13 protein-coding genes are annotated in these 13,802 nt (G+C 74.9%); 6 read left to right on the forward strand and 7 right to left on the reverse strand.

The genetic code is table 11. The features are described 5' to 3' along the window. Positions 1-7: 7 nt before the first annotated feature. The 3 genes from LG396_RS34460 (at position 8) to LG396_RS34470 (ending at position 3,369) form a co-directional block, all read left to right on the forward strand. A complete protein-coding gene (locus tag LG396_RS34460; protein WP_018835488.1) occupies positions 8-1,381 on the forward strand; it encodes an ABC transporter ATP-binding protein in 1,374 nt (457 codons plus the stop codon). A 181-nt stretch (positions 1,382-1,562) separates the two neighbouring features. Then, positions 1,563-1,757 (forward strand): hypothetical protein, encoded by a 195-nt coding sequence (locus LG396_RS34465; protein WP_018835487.1) that lies wholly within the window; start codon positions 1,563-1,565, stop codon positions 1,755-1,757. 49 nt (positions 1,758-1,806) lie between these two features. Continuing rightward, positions 1,807-3,369, forward strand: coding sequence for a P-loop NTPase family protein (locus LG396_RS34470; RefSeq protein WP_225797752.1), 1,563 nt, complete (start codon positions 1,807-1,809; stop codon positions 3,367-3,369). Between the two features lie 163 nt (positions 3,370-3,532). Here the strand turns inward: LG396_RS34470 and LG396_RS34475 are convergent, their stop codons facing one another. Beyond that, positions 3,533-5,044 carry an SCO1417 family PLP biosynthesis transcription factor gene (locus LG396_RS34475; RefSeq protein WP_018835485.1) on the reverse strand — a complete coding sequence of 504 codons (1,512 nt, stop codon included), beginning with the start codon at positions 5,042-5,044 and terminating at the stop codon, positions 3,533-3,535. On the opposite strand from LG396_RS34475, the gene yczE reads away from it, so the two are divergent. Beyond that, positions 5,043-5,846, forward strand: coding sequence for a membrane protein YczE (gene yczE, locus LG396_RS34480; RefSeq protein WP_225797753.1), 804 nt, complete (start codon positions 5,043-5,045; stop codon positions 5,844-5,846). The genes LG396_RS34475 and yczE overlap by 2 nt on opposite strands. Before the next feature lie 233 nt (positions 5,847-6,079). Then, a complete protein-coding gene (locus LG396_RS34485; protein ID WP_026276152.1) occupies positions 6,080-6,454 on the forward strand; it encodes an RNA polymerase-binding protein RbpA in 375 nt (124 codons plus the stop codon). A gap of 197 nt (positions 6,455-6,651) precedes the next feature. Here LG396_RS34485 and fxsA read toward each other — a convergent pair whose 3' ends face one another. The 4 genes from fxsA to LG396_RS34505 all read right to left on the reverse strand — a co-directional run bounded on the left by fxsA (position 6,652) and on the right by LG396_RS34505 (position 10,895). Next, positions 6,652-7,269 (reverse strand): FxsA family membrane protein, encoded by a 618-nt coding sequence (fxsA, locus tag LG396_RS34490; RefSeq protein ID WP_225797754.1) that lies wholly within the window; start codon positions 7,267-7,269, stop codon positions 6,652-6,654. Positions 7,270-7,272: 3 nt separating this feature from the next. Continuing rightward, complete coding sequence (locus LG396_RS34495; RefSeq protein ID WP_018835481.1) at positions 7,273-8,040, reverse strand: polyprenol monophosphomannose synthase; 768 nt, start codon at positions 8,038-8,040, stop codon at positions 7,273-7,275. Positions 8,041-8,723: 683 nt separating this feature from the next. After that, positions 8,724-10,415 carry an amidohydrolase gene (locus LG396_RS34500; RefSeq protein ID WP_225797755.1) on the reverse strand — a complete coding sequence of 564 codons (1,692 nt, stop codon included), beginning with the start codon at positions 10,413-10,415 and terminating at the stop codon, positions 8,724-8,726. Between the two features lie 39 nt (positions 10,416-10,454). Next, positions 10,455-10,895: an Lrp/AsnC family transcriptional regulator gene (locus LG396_RS34505; protein ID WP_018835479.1), complete on the reverse strand. Its 441-nt coding sequence runs from the start codon at positions 10,893-10,895 to the stop codon at positions 10,455-10,457. A 237-nt stretch (positions 10,896-11,132) separates the two neighbouring features. Between LG396_RS34505 and LG396_RS34510 the strand changes: the two genes are divergently transcribed. Then, positions 11,133-11,525, forward strand: coding sequence for a hypothetical protein (locus tag LG396_RS34510; RefSeq protein WP_018835478.1), 393 nt, complete (start codon positions 11,133-11,135; stop codon positions 11,523-11,525). 99 nt (positions 11,526-11,624) lie between these two features. On the opposite strand, the gene LG396_RS34515 is transcribed toward LG396_RS34510, so the two are convergent. Together LG396_RS34515 and LG396_RS34520 are read right to left on the reverse strand one after the other, a co-directional pair. Next, positions 11,625-12,803 carry an acyl-CoA dehydrogenase family protein gene (locus tag LG396_RS34515; RefSeq protein WP_225797756.1) on the reverse strand — a complete coding sequence of 393 codons (1,179 nt, stop codon included), beginning with the start codon at positions 12,801-12,803 and terminating at the stop codon, positions 11,625-11,627. Between the two features lie 227 nt (positions 12,804-13,030). Continuing rightward, positions 13,031-13,684: a TetR/AcrR family transcriptional regulator gene (locus tag LG396_RS34520; protein ID WP_037744643.1), complete on the reverse strand. Its 654-nt coding sequence runs from the start codon at positions 13,682-13,684 to the stop codon at positions 13,031-13,033. Positions 13,685-13,802 lie beyond the last annotated feature (118 nt).

Consider the following 13,802-nt stretch of genomic DNA (forward strand, 5'->3'; position numbering starts at 1 on the left):
AAACACCATGTCACGTGCGATATCGCTGGACGGCGTCACCAAGGTCTACGAGCGCGGCATCCGGGCGGTCGACCGGTTCTCGCTCGACATCGAGCCCGGCGAGTTCGTCGTCCTGCTCGGCCCTTCCGGATGCGGCAAGTCCACCGTGCTGCGCATGATCGCCGGACTGGAGTCCGTGACCGAGGGGCAGTTGCTCCTCGACGGCGAGGACGCCGCCGAACTGGCCCCGGGGCAGCGCGGCATGGCGATGGTGTTCCAGAACTTCGCCCTCTACCCGCGGATGACCAACCGCGACAACATCGGCTTCCCGCTCAAGCTGGAGGCGCGCGGCGACGTCGGCCCGCGGGTGGACGCCACCGCCCGGCTGCTGGGCATCGAGGACCTCCTCGACCGCTACCCCGCGCAGCTCTCCGGCGGCGAGCGGCAGCGTGTCGCGATCGGCCGGGCGATCTCGCGGGAACCCACCGCGTTCCTCATGGACGAGCCGCTGTCCAACATCGACGCCAAGCTGCGCAACCACCTGCGCGCCGAAGTCGCCCGGCTCAACCGCGAACTGGCGGTCACCACCGTCTACGTGACGCACGACCAGGCCGAGGCGATGTCGCTCGGCGACCGGATCGCCGTGATGCGCGACGGCGTGCTGCAGCAGGTGGGTTCGCCGCGCGAGGCGTACGCGCTGCCGAAGAACATCTTCGTCGCCGCCTTCATCGGCACCCCGCGGATCAACCTCCTGGAAGCCGTCGTGCACGCCCCACTGCCCGGCCGGGTGACGATCGACCTCGGCCGGCAGAGCCTGACGCTGCCCGAACCCCTCTCCCCCGACCACCAGATGCTCCGCATCCAGCAGGGCCGGCCGGTGATCGTGGGCCTGCGCTCCGAGGCGGTGCGCATCGCCCGGCCGTCGCTGGCGCGCGCCCGGGAGTGCGCGATGAGCGGCATCGTCGAGCACGTGGAGTACCTGGGCCACGAGGCGCTGCTGCATCTGAACACGGGCTCGCGCGCAGCCCTCGTACCGGCGCTGGAAGGCCCCCGCACGGATACCGCGCCCGGCGGGCACCGCAAGAACAAGGAGGGCACCGTCCTCGGCCGGCTGCGCGACAGGGCGGTGGCCCGCCTGCCCGGCTTCGGCCCGGAGGAGCGCGGCGACCAGGGGGCAGTCGGCGTGCTGGAGGCGCCGCCGGTGCCGGCCGCGCCGCCGCAGAGCGCTGAGCGCGCCGCGATCGCCGGCGGCGACCTCGTCGTACGGACCGGGCCGGACGTCCAGGTCCGGCCGGGGACGCACGTGCCGCTGCTCATCGACCTGGAACACCTGTACGTCTTCGACCAGCAGGGCCGCCGCGTCTGCCCCGCGCCCGCGCACCAGCCCGGGCTGGACGGGTAGCGCCGCCCGCGGCCGGGCCCGTCGGCGTACGGCGGCAGCACGGTCGGCGCTCGTCGGCGAGCGCTCTCCGGCCACTCGGGTGAGGCTTGGGCAAATCACCCAATTGCCGCTTTTCTTCGGTAAATCTCACTGCAAGGCTGGCAAACGACCTCTGACGGCTCCGTCGCCCCTGGAGATTTCCGTGATTCTGTCGATCTCAGGCGTTGTCCTGCTGGGAGTGATCGTCTTCCTGTTCTTCCGCAAGGACGGGCTGAAGCCGTCCCATGCCATCGTCTGCGCCCTCTTCGGGTTCTACTTGGCGGGCACCGCGATCGCACCCAGCATCAAGGCCGGCGGGCAGAGCCTCGCCAGCCTCCTGGGCGGCATCAAGCTCTAGGACGCCCCGGCCCGCCGGCGTCCCGCACCAGGACACGGAGACCCGACGCATGCGACGACCGTTCGCCCGGCTGTCCGGCCGCGGGACACCCGCGGCGGCCCGCGGCCGCGAGCCGGCCAGGACGACGGCGGACGGCGCCGCGGACGTGCTGCGGCCGGCGGTGGTCCTCGCCCGCGGCACCGGCCGGCTCGCGGCCGCCGCCCGGCGGCGCTGGAGCGCGATGCCGAAGGAGCGCCGGGGGCCGACCGCCTTCCTCGCCGGCGCCTGCCTGCTCCTGGTGTACCTGATGCCGTACGGGCCGCTGGCCGCCGCCGTGGCGCTGCTGGCCGCGGCGCTGTGGGCCGGCCGCGACGGGGCCGGGGCGCGGGCGGCGGAGGACGAGGACGCGGCGGGGCGGCGGCAGGAGCGGCTCGCGGCGCTGTACGAGGCGCTGGTGCCGTACTTCTCCTCCCCCGACGACCCCCACCCCCTCTACGCGCACGAGGGCGACACCGAGCAGGTCTTCGGCGACGCGGAGTTCGACGGCGACGACCGGCTGACCGCCCTGCGGCTGCGCTACCCGCCGTACTTCCGCGACGGCGAGCCGGAGGCCCGGGCACGTATCGAGCAACTGCTGTACGCCAAGTGCGGCCGCGGGCGCGAGTACCTCTTCGACTGGCACGAGGACGACAACCGCCTGGACCTCGCCGTCCTCGACCCGCTGCCCACCGACATCGGGGCGCAGCCCTACGTCACGGCGCAGGGCGAGTCGGTGCTCGGCTTCACCGACGCCGAGGGGGTGCGGCGGACGCTGCCGGTGCGCACGGAGGACGGCGACCGCGACGAGCCGCCGGTGCTGTGGCGTACGGGACCGCGTTCCACGGAGCCGCACCTGCTCGTCCTCGGCCAGCCCGGCACGGGCACGACGACGCTGCTGCGGTCGCTGGCGGTTCAGGCGCTGCCGCACGGCCAGGTGCTGGTGGTCGACGGCGGCGCCACGGGCGAGTTCGGCTTCCTGGCGGGGCGGCCGGGGGTGCTGGCGGTGGAGTCCACGGTGGCCGGCGCGCTGGCGCTGCTGCGCTGGGCGGCGGAGGAGACGGAGCGCCGGCTGCTGCGCCCGGCCGCCGCCGGGGACGCTGCCGCCGACGGCGACCGGGCGGCGGGGCCCCGGCCGCTGTGGATCGTCGTGGACCGGCCGGCGGCGCTGAGCCATCTGGCCGCCGTGGGCGGGCTGGCGGATCCGCAGGGCCTGCTGGAGGTGCCGCTGCGGCACGGCCGGGCGGCGAACGTCACGGTCGTGGTGGCGGACCAGTTCGACTGCACGGCCCTGCTGGGTGCGGCGGTACGGGACCACACCCGCGCCCGCGTCGTGCTGGGCCCCGCCTCGGCGGCGCAGGTCGCCTCCGTGCTCGGCGCCCCGCCGCACACGACGCCGGTGTACGACGTCCCGCCGGGGCGCGGCTACGTACGCCTCGGCCAGGGGCCGGTGCACCGCCTCCAGGTGCCCGCGACGCCGGACCCGCACCACCGCGAGACGCCCGAGGCGCTGCGGCGGGCGGTGCTGGAACTGCTCCCGGAGCCGCCGGCCGGCGGCTCCGCGGCCGGGGCCGAGGCGGCACGGGCCGGCGGCTGACGAGGGCCCGCGGGCCGGGGGCTGCCGACGCGGCGGGATGGCGGCGCGGCGGCCGTCCCGGCGGGCCGACCGGGCAGCGGCACGGACCCGGCCGTCCGATCCACCGCGCGTACCCGCCGCAGCGCACACCCGAGGGCTGCTCCCCCGTGCGGCCACCGCCGCGTCAGGCGATGAACGCCCCCGCCGGCTCCGCCGCCACGGGGCCGGCGCCCTCGGCGACGGCGCGGGCCGCGGCCGCGAGGCGTCCGACCGCCTCCTCGGCGACCGCCCCGGTGACGGTGAACGGCAGGCGCACGTACCCCTCGAAGGCCCCGCCGACGCCGAACCGCGGGCCCGACGGGATCCGCACCCCCACCCGTTCACCCGCCTCGGCGATCCGCGAGCCGGACAGCCCGCCCGTCCGCACCCACAGCGTCAGCCCGCCGTGCGGCACGGTGTACTCCCAGTCGGGCAGGTGGCGCTGGAGCGCGGCCACGATCGCGTCGCGGTTGGCGCGGGCCTGGGAGCGGCGCAGGCCGGTGGCCGCGGCCCAGCCGCCGCCCTCCAGCAGCCAGGTGGTGGCCAGTTGCTCCACCACCGGCGAGCCGAGGTCGGCGTACGCGCGGGCGGAGACCAGGCTGCGGATCACCTCGGGGGCGGCGCGCACCCAGCCGATGCGCAGTCCCGCCCAGAACGCCTTGCTGGCCGAGCCGACCGTGACGACGGTGGAGCCCGCCGGGTCGTACGAGGCCATGGGGCGGGGGCGTTCGCCCGTGTCGTCCAGGCGCAGCTCGCTCATCGTCTCGTCGGCGACGACGACGGTGCCGGCCCGCCGGGCGGCGTCGACGAGCGCGCGGCGCTGGTCGTCGTCGGCCAGGGCGCCGGTGGGGTTGTGGTAGTCGGGGATGACGTACGCGAGCCGCGGGGCGGCGTCGCGCAGGGTGTGCCGCCAGGTCTCCACGTCCCAGCCGGTCAGCCCCTCGCCCATGGCCACGGGCACCAGCCGGGCGCCGTCCTCGCGCATGAGCTGCAGGATGTTGGCGTAGCTCGGCGAGTCCACGGCGATGCGCTCGCCGCGCCCGGCGAACAGCCGGCACAGGGCGATCATCGCGCCCATCGCCCCGGTCGTGATCATGATCTGCTCGGACATGGTCGGCACCCCGCGGGCGGTGTACCGCTCGGCGATGGCCGCGCGCAGGCCGGGCAGTCCCGCGGGGTAGTCGCCGTGGGTGTGGGCGTAGAGCGGCAGCTGCTCCAGGGCCCCGTGCATGGCGCGGGTGAGCCACGGCTCGGGGGCGGGCAAAGCGGCGCAGCCGAGGTCGATCATCGAGCCGGTGGCGTCCGGCGGCAGCGGCTCCAGGCCGCGGGTGGGCAGCGGATGCCCGGCCGGCACGGAGGTCCAGCTGCCGGCGCCGCGGCGGGATTCGAGGAAGCCGGCCGCGCGCAGATGCTCGTACGCGGCCGCGATGGTGGTGCGGCTGACGCCGAGGGCGGACGCCAGCTCGCGCTCGGCGGGCAGCCGGGTGGCCACCGGGATGCGGCCCTCGAGGACCAGCAGGCGCACGCCGTCGGCCAGCGAGCGGTACGCGGGCACGCGGCGGCCGGGCCGGTCGAGCGCCACGGCGCCCGCGCTCTCCTGCGAACGCAGCAGCCGGGCGAGTTGAACCGCGCCGACGGCCGATGTCCATTCCGCCATGAAAACCAGGCCACCTTTCCCCGATTGGCCATATCACTGGCACAAGTGCAGTCCACATAGTGGCACGCAGCCATCCAACAGGACCAGAGGGGAGCCAGTCTTGTCACGCTGGAGGGAAGGCTGGAGGGAAGCCCGTACGGCCCGCAGGCTCGGGCATCTGTACGTCGGCCTCACGCTGTACGGGCTGAGCTGCGCGATGATGGTGCGCGCCGGCATCGGGCTGGATCCGTGGGACACCTTCCACCAGGGGATCGGCAAGCAGACCGGCTGGTCGATGGGGATCGCGACGATCGTGGTCGGCGCGGCCGTGCTGCTGCTGTGGATACCGATCCGGCAGCGCCCGGGGCTCGGCACCGTCTCCAACGTGGTGGTGATCGGCCTCGCCATGGACGCCTCGCTCGCGGTGCTGCCCGAGGTGCACGGCCTCGGCCTGCAGATACCGCAGATGCTCGCCGGCGTCGCCCTCAACGGCGCGGCCACCGGCCTGTACATCTCCGCGCGCTACGGCCCCGGCCCCCGCGACGGGCTGATGACCGGCCTGCACCGGCGCACCGGCCTGTCCGTCCGGCTGGTCCGGACCCTGATCGAGGTCGCCGTGCTCGCCTCCGGCTGGCTGCTCGGCGGTTCTGTCGGCGCCGGCACGGTCGTCTACGCCCTGGCGATCGGCCCGCTGGCCCAGTTCTTCCTGCGCGTCTTCGCGATCCCGGAGCCCGGCGCGGCCGGGCCGGCGACGGCCGGCGCGGCGGAGCACGACGCGCCTCCCCGAGAGGTGAATTATGTGCCGCCAGGCGCGGAGCGGTAGTGTACGCCTCCGGCTCGGCAGGCGGACCGTTACAGCATGCAGCGAGATGAAATCAGTCGGTGACATCTCCGTCACATGTGACAAAGCGGACGCCTGTGGGTAGAAGCAATGGGGCGGCACGACGGGCGACGCATGTCCCGGAACGGGAATCTTCATCGCCGACCGGACGTTGACCGGATGACGACGACAGCGACACCTGTCCTGTGGGCGACAAGCCCGGGAGGCAACAATTCATGAGTGAGCGAGCTCTTCGCGGCACGCGACTCGTGGTGACCAGCTACGAGACGGACCGCGGCATCGACCTGGCCCCGCGCCAGGCGGTGGAGTACGCATGCCAGAACGGCCATCGGTTCGAGATGCCGTTCTCGGTCGAGGCGGAGATCCCGCCGGAGTGGGAGTGCAAGACGTGCGGCGCCCAGGCGCTGCTCGTCGACGGCGAGGGACCGGAGGAGAAGAAGGTCAAGCCCGCCCGGACGCACTGGGACATGCTCATGGAGCGGCGCACCCGCGACGAGCTCGAAGAGGTCCTGGCCGAGCGGCTCGCGGTGCTGCGCTCCGGTGCGATGAACATCGCCGTGCATCCGCGCGACAGCCGCAAGTCGGCCTGAGGCGCGGCGCAGCTCCGGAGGAACGGCATCGGCAAGGGCCCGTCCCGCAGTGGGACGGGCCCTTCCGGGTGCCCGAAAACGGTCGGTGAACGCCGGAGGCGCCGCTTCCGCGGCGGCCCGCCTCCCGCCCGTACGGGCGGCATGACGCGGGCCGCTCCCGCGGTCCCCTACGACGGGCCCGGCGCGGGCGGCGCGGTTCAGCGCTGCGGCGGCCGGTCCTCGTCCTCGTCCCGTATCACCTCGCCCCGGACGACCTTGCCGTCCGGGCGGTGGATGCGCGCCTGCGTGTAGACGTGCCCGAGGTCCTGCCCCGCGGCGGACCGCTCGATCATCCGGGTCAGCCTGCGGCGCACCAGCGCCCGCACCGGGGGCAGCAGCAGGAGCAGCCCCGCGGCGTCCGTGACCAGACCCGGGACCATCAGCAGCAGCCCGGCGAGCATCGTCAGCCCGTTGCCCGAGCCGCGCCCGCGGTCCGCGTCCGGCTCCGGTGCGGCACCGCTCTGCTGCCGCTGCAGTTGCTCGGCGAGCGAGCGCCAGGCACGCCGGCCGGCCCGCTTGATCACGACCGTGCCCAGGACCAGCCCGCCCACCAGGACGGCGAAGACGCCCAGGACGCCGATCTCCGAGCCGAGCACGATCAGTAGCCACAGCTCCAGCAGCGCCCAGGCGGCGACGCCCAGGGGGGCCAGGGTGCGGGCGAGCGAGCGGCGCCGGCGCGGCGGCCGGCCGCGGCCGTCACCGGGCCCGCCGGGGCGCGCCCCCGGGTCGTCGGAGCCTGCCGGGTCCTCGTACGGCTGCGGAATGCGATCGCTCATGACTCAAGTGTGCCTGCGGCCGAGAATCCGCCCCAGCCGGGACCGTACGCCCCAGGCCGGTACCCGCCACGCGGCCTCCGCGAAGATGTCCTTGCTCATCTTGGAGTCGCCGCGCTCCCGCTCGACGAAGGTGATCGGGACCTCCACGACGTGGTAGCCGCCGTCGACCACCCGGCGGGCCAGGTCCACCTGGAAGCAGTACCCCTGCGAGGCGATGTTCTCCAGCCCGATGCCCTCCAGCGTCTCCCGGCGGAACGCGCGGTAGCCGCCGGTGACGTCCCGGATGCGCAGCCCGAGCCAGATCCGCGAGTACGCGCTGCCGCCGCGGGAGATGAACTCCCGGGACCTGGGCCAGTTGACCACCCGGCCGCCGGGCACCCACCGGGAGCCGAGCACCAGGTCGGCGCCCTTGAGGGCGGTGAGCAGCCGGGGCAGTTCCTCCGGCCGGTGCGAGCCGTCGGCGTCCATCTCGACCAGCACGCCGTAGCCCCGCTCCAGGCCCCAGCCGAAGCCGGCGAGGTAGGCGGCTCCCAGGCCCTCCTTGCCGGCCCGGTGCAGCACGTGCACGTGCGCGTCGTCGGCGCTCAGCTCGTCGGCGAGCTTCCCCGTGCCGTCCGGGCTGTTGTCGTCGACGACCAGGACGTCGGCGTCCGGCACCGCGGCCCGCACCCTGGAGACGATCGAGTCGAGGTTCAGGGCCTCGTTGTACGTCGGGATGATCACCAGGATCCCGCCCAGCGGGCCGTAGCGCCCCTGAACCCCGTCTGTCACTGCCGCACCTTCCGCAATTCCCGCTTGAGCCGTCCACGCGCGCACACGGCCGCACGGGACGGGACGCCCACCTTAGCCAGAGTCCACCGGGGTCCGGCACCGAGGCGGTCCGCAACGGTACCGCGGGACGCCGTGCGCGCCACCCCCGGACGGCCCCGCTGCCGGCCCGCGGCCGGCAGCGGAGGAGCGGAGCAGGGAGAAGGAGGGGCAGAGGGCGGCGGCACCTGCCCGCCCACTCCGCGTCGCGTACGGCCTCCGCGTCCGCCCGTGCGGCCCACGCCGCTACGGGTCGGGCCCGGCGCCCTTCGGTCCGACCTGGGACCCGCTGGCTGCGGATCGACCGAGGGCCGTTGTCTACTGAGCGTCCGGGCCCCACCCGGGGTCACACCAGCCCGACGGATGCCATCCTCCCTCGCCCCCGTGCCGGAGTCCTGGACCTGGCTGCCTGCGATGGGGCGCCGGTGCGGCACACCATCCGTGGCCCAGAGCGTTCCACGACTGCGCGGAGGTGATCCGGCCGGACGTCCTGTGGTGGACTCGGCCGAAACTACCCGCCGTTGCCCGCTGCGTGTCAACAGCCGTGTCACCTGTGGCGTTTTGCCGAAGCGGCTGGTCAGTCCCGAAATCAGGCCGCGGTCCCGCGCCCGGAACGGCCTTCGTTAGGCCTATCGAAGATCGTTAACTCACCCGATCGGCCCCGCATGGACGGTGTTTCCGGCCACCACGGTCCGCAGGCACACGGGCAGTTCCGCGCCGGGCGTGAGGTCGGGCAGGCCCGGGGTGCCGGAGCGCGGGTCGGTCGACCAGTTCGCGATCCGCTCGTCGGGCACCTGTACGACGAGGTCGCCCGCCGCCCAGACGGCGTAGTCCGCGGGGGCGCCGGGCACGAGCACACCGGCGTCGTCGCGGCCGACGGCCCGCCAGCCGCCCCGGGTGTGCGCGGTGAAGGCCGCGCGGGCGGAGATGCGGTGCTCCGGCGTGCGGTGGAAGGCGGCGGCCTGGACGGTGCGCCAGGGGTCGAGCGGGGTCACCGGGGCGTCGGAGCCGAGGGCGAGCGGCACACCGGCCCGCAGGAGGGCCGCGTACGGGTTGAGGGCCCGCGCCCGCTCCGCGCCCAGCCGGTGCGCGTACATCCCCTCCTCGCCGCCCCAGGCGGCGTCGAACGCCGGCTGCACGGACGCCGTGAGGGCCAGCTCCGCGAACCCGGCGACGGTCTCGGCGGTGAGCATCTCCGCGTGCTCCACGCGGTGCCTCAGGGCCCGTACGCGGTCCAGGCCGACCCGCTCGGCCGCGGCCCGTACACCGTCGACCACGGCGGCCACGGCGGCGTCCCCGATGGCGTGGAACCCCGCCTGGAGCCCCGCCTCGGTGCAGGCGGCGACGTGTTCGGCGACGGCGGCGGCGTCGAGGTAGCCGTTGCCGCGGTGCCCCGGGCGGTCCGCGTACGGCTGCGTCAGGTGGGCGGTGCGGGAGCCGAGGGAGCCGTCGGCGCAGAAGTCGCCGGCCGCGCCGAAGGCGCCGAGCTCGCGCAGGCGCCGGGCGTCCTCGGGCCCGGCGACGGCCTCGCCCCAGTAGCCGGTCACCCGCGGCCCCGGCCGCTCGGCGGCCAGCGCGAGGAGCGCCGCGAAGTCGTCGGCGCCGCTGATGTCGGGGCCGGCGCACTCGTGCACGGAGCCGATGCCGACGGCCGCGGCGCGATCGAGCGCGGCGCCCTGCGCGGCGGCGCGCTGCGCGGGCGACATGGCGGCGTACGCGGCGCGGCGCACGGCGTGGTGGGCGTCGCGGGTCAGCGGCGCGTCGGCGGCGTAGCCGTCGCGGGCGGCGATGGCGGGGACCAGGTCGAGCAGGGCGGTGCTGACGGCGGCGGAGTGCACGTCGACGCGGGTGAGGTAGAGCGGCCGGCCGCCGGCGGCCTCGTCCAGTTCGGCGCGGCTCGGCGGGCGGCCCTCGGGCCAGCCGGTCTCGTCGTACCCCTGGCCGATGAGCACCCGGTCCGCGGGCCGCGCGGCGGCGTGCGCGCGGATCCGGGCGAGGGCGTCGGCCAGCCCTCCGGCGCCGGACAGGTCGAGGCCGGTCAGCGCCAGGCCGGTGGCGGTGAGATGGACGTGCGCGTCGGTGAACGCCGGTGTGACGAGGGCGCCTTCGAGGTCGACGGTCTCGTCGACGGTGCCGGCGTCGGCGAAGCCGTCGGCCGCGCCCTCGGAGCCGACCCAGGCCACGCGGTCGCCCTCGACGACCATGGCGGTGGCGAACGGGTCGGCGGGGCTGTGGACGGTGCCGCCGCGCAGCAGGACGGTGCGGCGGGCGGAACCGGCCTGCGGCTGCGCGGAGTTCGCGGGGCCGGCCTGTCGGGCGGCGGGGCTGTCGGCGGTCACGGTGCGGTGCCTCGGATTCGGATCGGGGGCGCCGCGCCGTCAGATGCGCGGCGGCCTGGCTTCGTACGGTGTGGAGAGCACGACCGTCGTACGGGTCGAGACCCCGGCGAGGGAGCGGATGCGGGCGAGCAGGTCCTCCAGCTCGGCCGGGGCGGCGACGCGCACCTTGAGGATGTAGTTCTCCTCCCCCGCCACGCTGTGGCACGCCTCGATCTCGGGGACTTCGGCGAGCCGGTCCGCGATGTCGTCGGGGGCGCTGGGGTCGAAGGGTTTGACCGAGATGAACGCGGTCATCGGCAGGCCTATGGCCTCCGGGTCGACGATGGCGCCGTACCCGCGGATCACCCCGCGCTGCTCCAGCCGCCGCACCCGCTGGTGCACGGCCGAGGTGGACAGGCCGGTGGCCTTGCCCAGGTCCGTATAGCTCATGCGCCCGTCCCTGACGAGCAGCTCCACGATGTGCCTGTCCAACTCCTCCACAACGCATCAACCTACTTCGTTTGCGGCGGTCAGGTACATCCGGGGCCGCGGCGGCCGCCGGGAGGGCACCTCTCGGGGCGCGTAGGGCGCACTCGGCGGCGTGTGACGAAGGCCACAGCCCATCGGGGAGCGAGGGGGACCCTGCGGACGATTATTCGGATGACAGCGAGGGAAATCCTTGCTGTGGTCGAGACCACCACGTGACCGTCCAGGTGGCCCAACCTGAGGGGGAGCAGCATGCGCCGTTCCGAGCATGTCGAGCTCGTCGATCCTGATGCCGTCTTCGACGACGAGGAGGGCGGCGGTTACGCCGAGACCTCGCTGATCTTCCGGGTGCTCTGCCCGGACTGCGTCCAGCCCATCGCCCTGCTGGAGGGCGAGGACGTGCTGCCCGAGCACGCCCGCGTCACGCCGGCGAACCCGTTCGGGCTGACCGTGTGCACGGGCTCCGGCAGCCCGCTGTCGGCCGCCGTGCCGCAGGACGCCCGGCTGGACGCGCGTGCGGAGGACGCGGCGGTGCTGCTCACGCTGCCCGAGGGCCTCGACTGGCGCCGCCAGCCCTTCTCGCACGTCGGCCCGGGGCACGAGCCGGCCCGGCGGCGGCTGCCGGGGATGCGCCGGCGCAAGTAACGCCCGTACGCCCGCTGGCGCCCGTACGCCCGTCCGCGGCACCCGCCCGCGCCCGTCCCAGGTCCCGTCCCGCGCCCCTGGCGCCGTACGGGCCGGCCGCTACCCCCGGTCCGTCTCGGCGCCCAGCAGGTGCCGCGCGACGACCACGCGCTGGATCTGGTTGGTGCCCTCCACGATCTGCAGCACCTTCGCCTCGCGCATGTAGCGCTCCGCGGGGAAGTCCGCCGTGTAGCCGTAGCCGCCGAGCACCTGGACGGCGTCGGTCGTCACCCGCATCGCCGCGTCCGTGCAGAACAGCTTGGCCATCGCGGCGTCCTGGGCGAAGGGCAGGCCCGCGTCGCGCCGCCGCGCGGCGGCGAGGTACAGCGCACGCCCGGCCGCGATCTGTGTCGCCATGTCGGCGAGCATGAAGCGCAGCCCCTGGAAGTCGGCGACGGGCCGGCCGAACTGCTGCCGCTCCAGCGCGTATCCGTGCGCCGCGTCCAGCGCCCCCTGCGCCACCCCGATCGCGCACGCGGCGATGCCGAGGCGGCCGGAGTCGAGGGCGTCGAGGGCGATGGCGAAGCCCTGCCCCTCCTCGCCGACGCGGCGCGCGTCGGGGATCCGCACCCCGTCGAAGTGCACCAGGCCGGTGGGCGAGCCCTTCATGCCCATCTTCTTCTCCGGCGGCGCGGCGTTGAGCCCGGGGGCGTCGCCGGGGACGAGGAAGGCCGTGATGCCACCCGCGCCGGGGCCGCCGGTGCGAGCGAGGACGGTGTAGAAGTCGGCGACCCCGGCGTGGGTGATCCACGCCTTGGTGCCGTCCAGGGTCCAGGTGTCGCCGTCGCGTACGGCCCGGGTGGTCAGGGCGGCGGCGTCGGAGCCCGAGGCGGGCTCGGAGAGGCAGTACGCGCCGAGCAGGCCGCCGCCGAGGATGGCCGGAAGGAACTCCTTGCGCTGCCCGTCGGTGCCGAAGCGGGCGACCGCGTGGCTGGCGAGGGTGTGCACGGAGGTGCCGAGGCCGACGGTCAGCCGGGCGGCGGCGAACTCCTCCAGCACCTGGAGATAGACGGTGTACGGCTGTTCCCCGCCGCCGTACTCGGCCGCGTAGGGCAGGGCGAGCAGTCCCGACTCCGACAGGGTGGTGAACAACTCGCGGGGGAAGCGGCCCGCTTCCTCTTCTTCGGCCGCGCGGGGAGCGATCTCCCGCCGGACCAGCTCGCGGACGAGGGCCAGCAGATCGCGGGACTCCTCGGTGGGCAGCTCGCGTTCCACGGGCAGCGGACCACGTACGGCCATGCGGTGCACTCCTCTTCGCCGGGCGCGCGTACGGCGCTGTCGACGGCGGCTCCGGCCGGGATATGGCGGCTCCGCCCGTTGTGTTGCTGCAGCCCGATGCTGCCCCGCCGGATTGCGGCGAGCCGGCATGTACGGCTGCGGTGAAGGGGAGTATGCCCGATCGGCGGTACGGCGAGACAGACGGGGTGCGTAGCGAACCGGCCAGTTCGAGGGGCGGGTTCCGGGCATCAGGGAGCGGCGGAACCGCCGCCGGGCGCCAGCCCCGCGAGCAGGTCGTCGTAGCCGGCCTTCACGCGGTCCACGCTCATCCCGCCGGCGCGGCGCTGGTAGCCGTAGAGGTTGGCGGCCAGCGGGGCGAGCAGGGCGTCGGCGAGCCAGCGCACGTCGGCCGCGGGCCGGATCCGGCCGAGGAGCAGCGCGAGGTGCTGCCGGTACAGCTCGTACGAGCCCTCGGTGAACCGGGCGTCGGCGGAGTCCATCTCGGCGACCAGCAGCAGGCCCAGCTGGTCCTCGGTGCGGTCGACGAGGGCGTGCAGGAAGGCGCGGACGCGCTCGGCCGCGCCGGCGCCGGGCCCGAGCGGCGGCGGGCCACTCAGGAACGCGGCCTGGAACTGCACCTCGCGGTCGTCGATGACGGCGTAAGCCAGCCCCGCGCGGTCGCCGAAGCGGCGGTAGACGGTGCCGACGCCGACGCCCGCGGCCTTGGCCACCTCGTCCATGGAGAGCGCGTCGGGGCCGCGCTCGGCGACCATCGCGGCGGCGGCGGCGAGGATCCTGCGGCGGTTCTGCGCGGCGTCCGCGCGCTCCGCCGGCGGGCCGCCGACCACGGGCAGCTCGGCGCCGGGCGGGCGCCGCCGACCGGTCGTGTCGTCCTGTGTCACCTGCGCTCCTTCCTGTCCGGAGGATAGCGAAGAGGAGACTTCTCCGGTTCCGGCTCGACATCCGGAGAACTCTCCGGTTACGCTTCCAGGGTGCCAACCGGAGAACTCTCCGGATAGC

The organism is Streptomyces aculeolatus, assembly GCF_020400605.1.
Lineage (GTDB): Bacteria > Actinomycetota > Actinomycetes > Streptomycetales > Streptomycetaceae > Streptomyces > Streptomyces aculeolatus.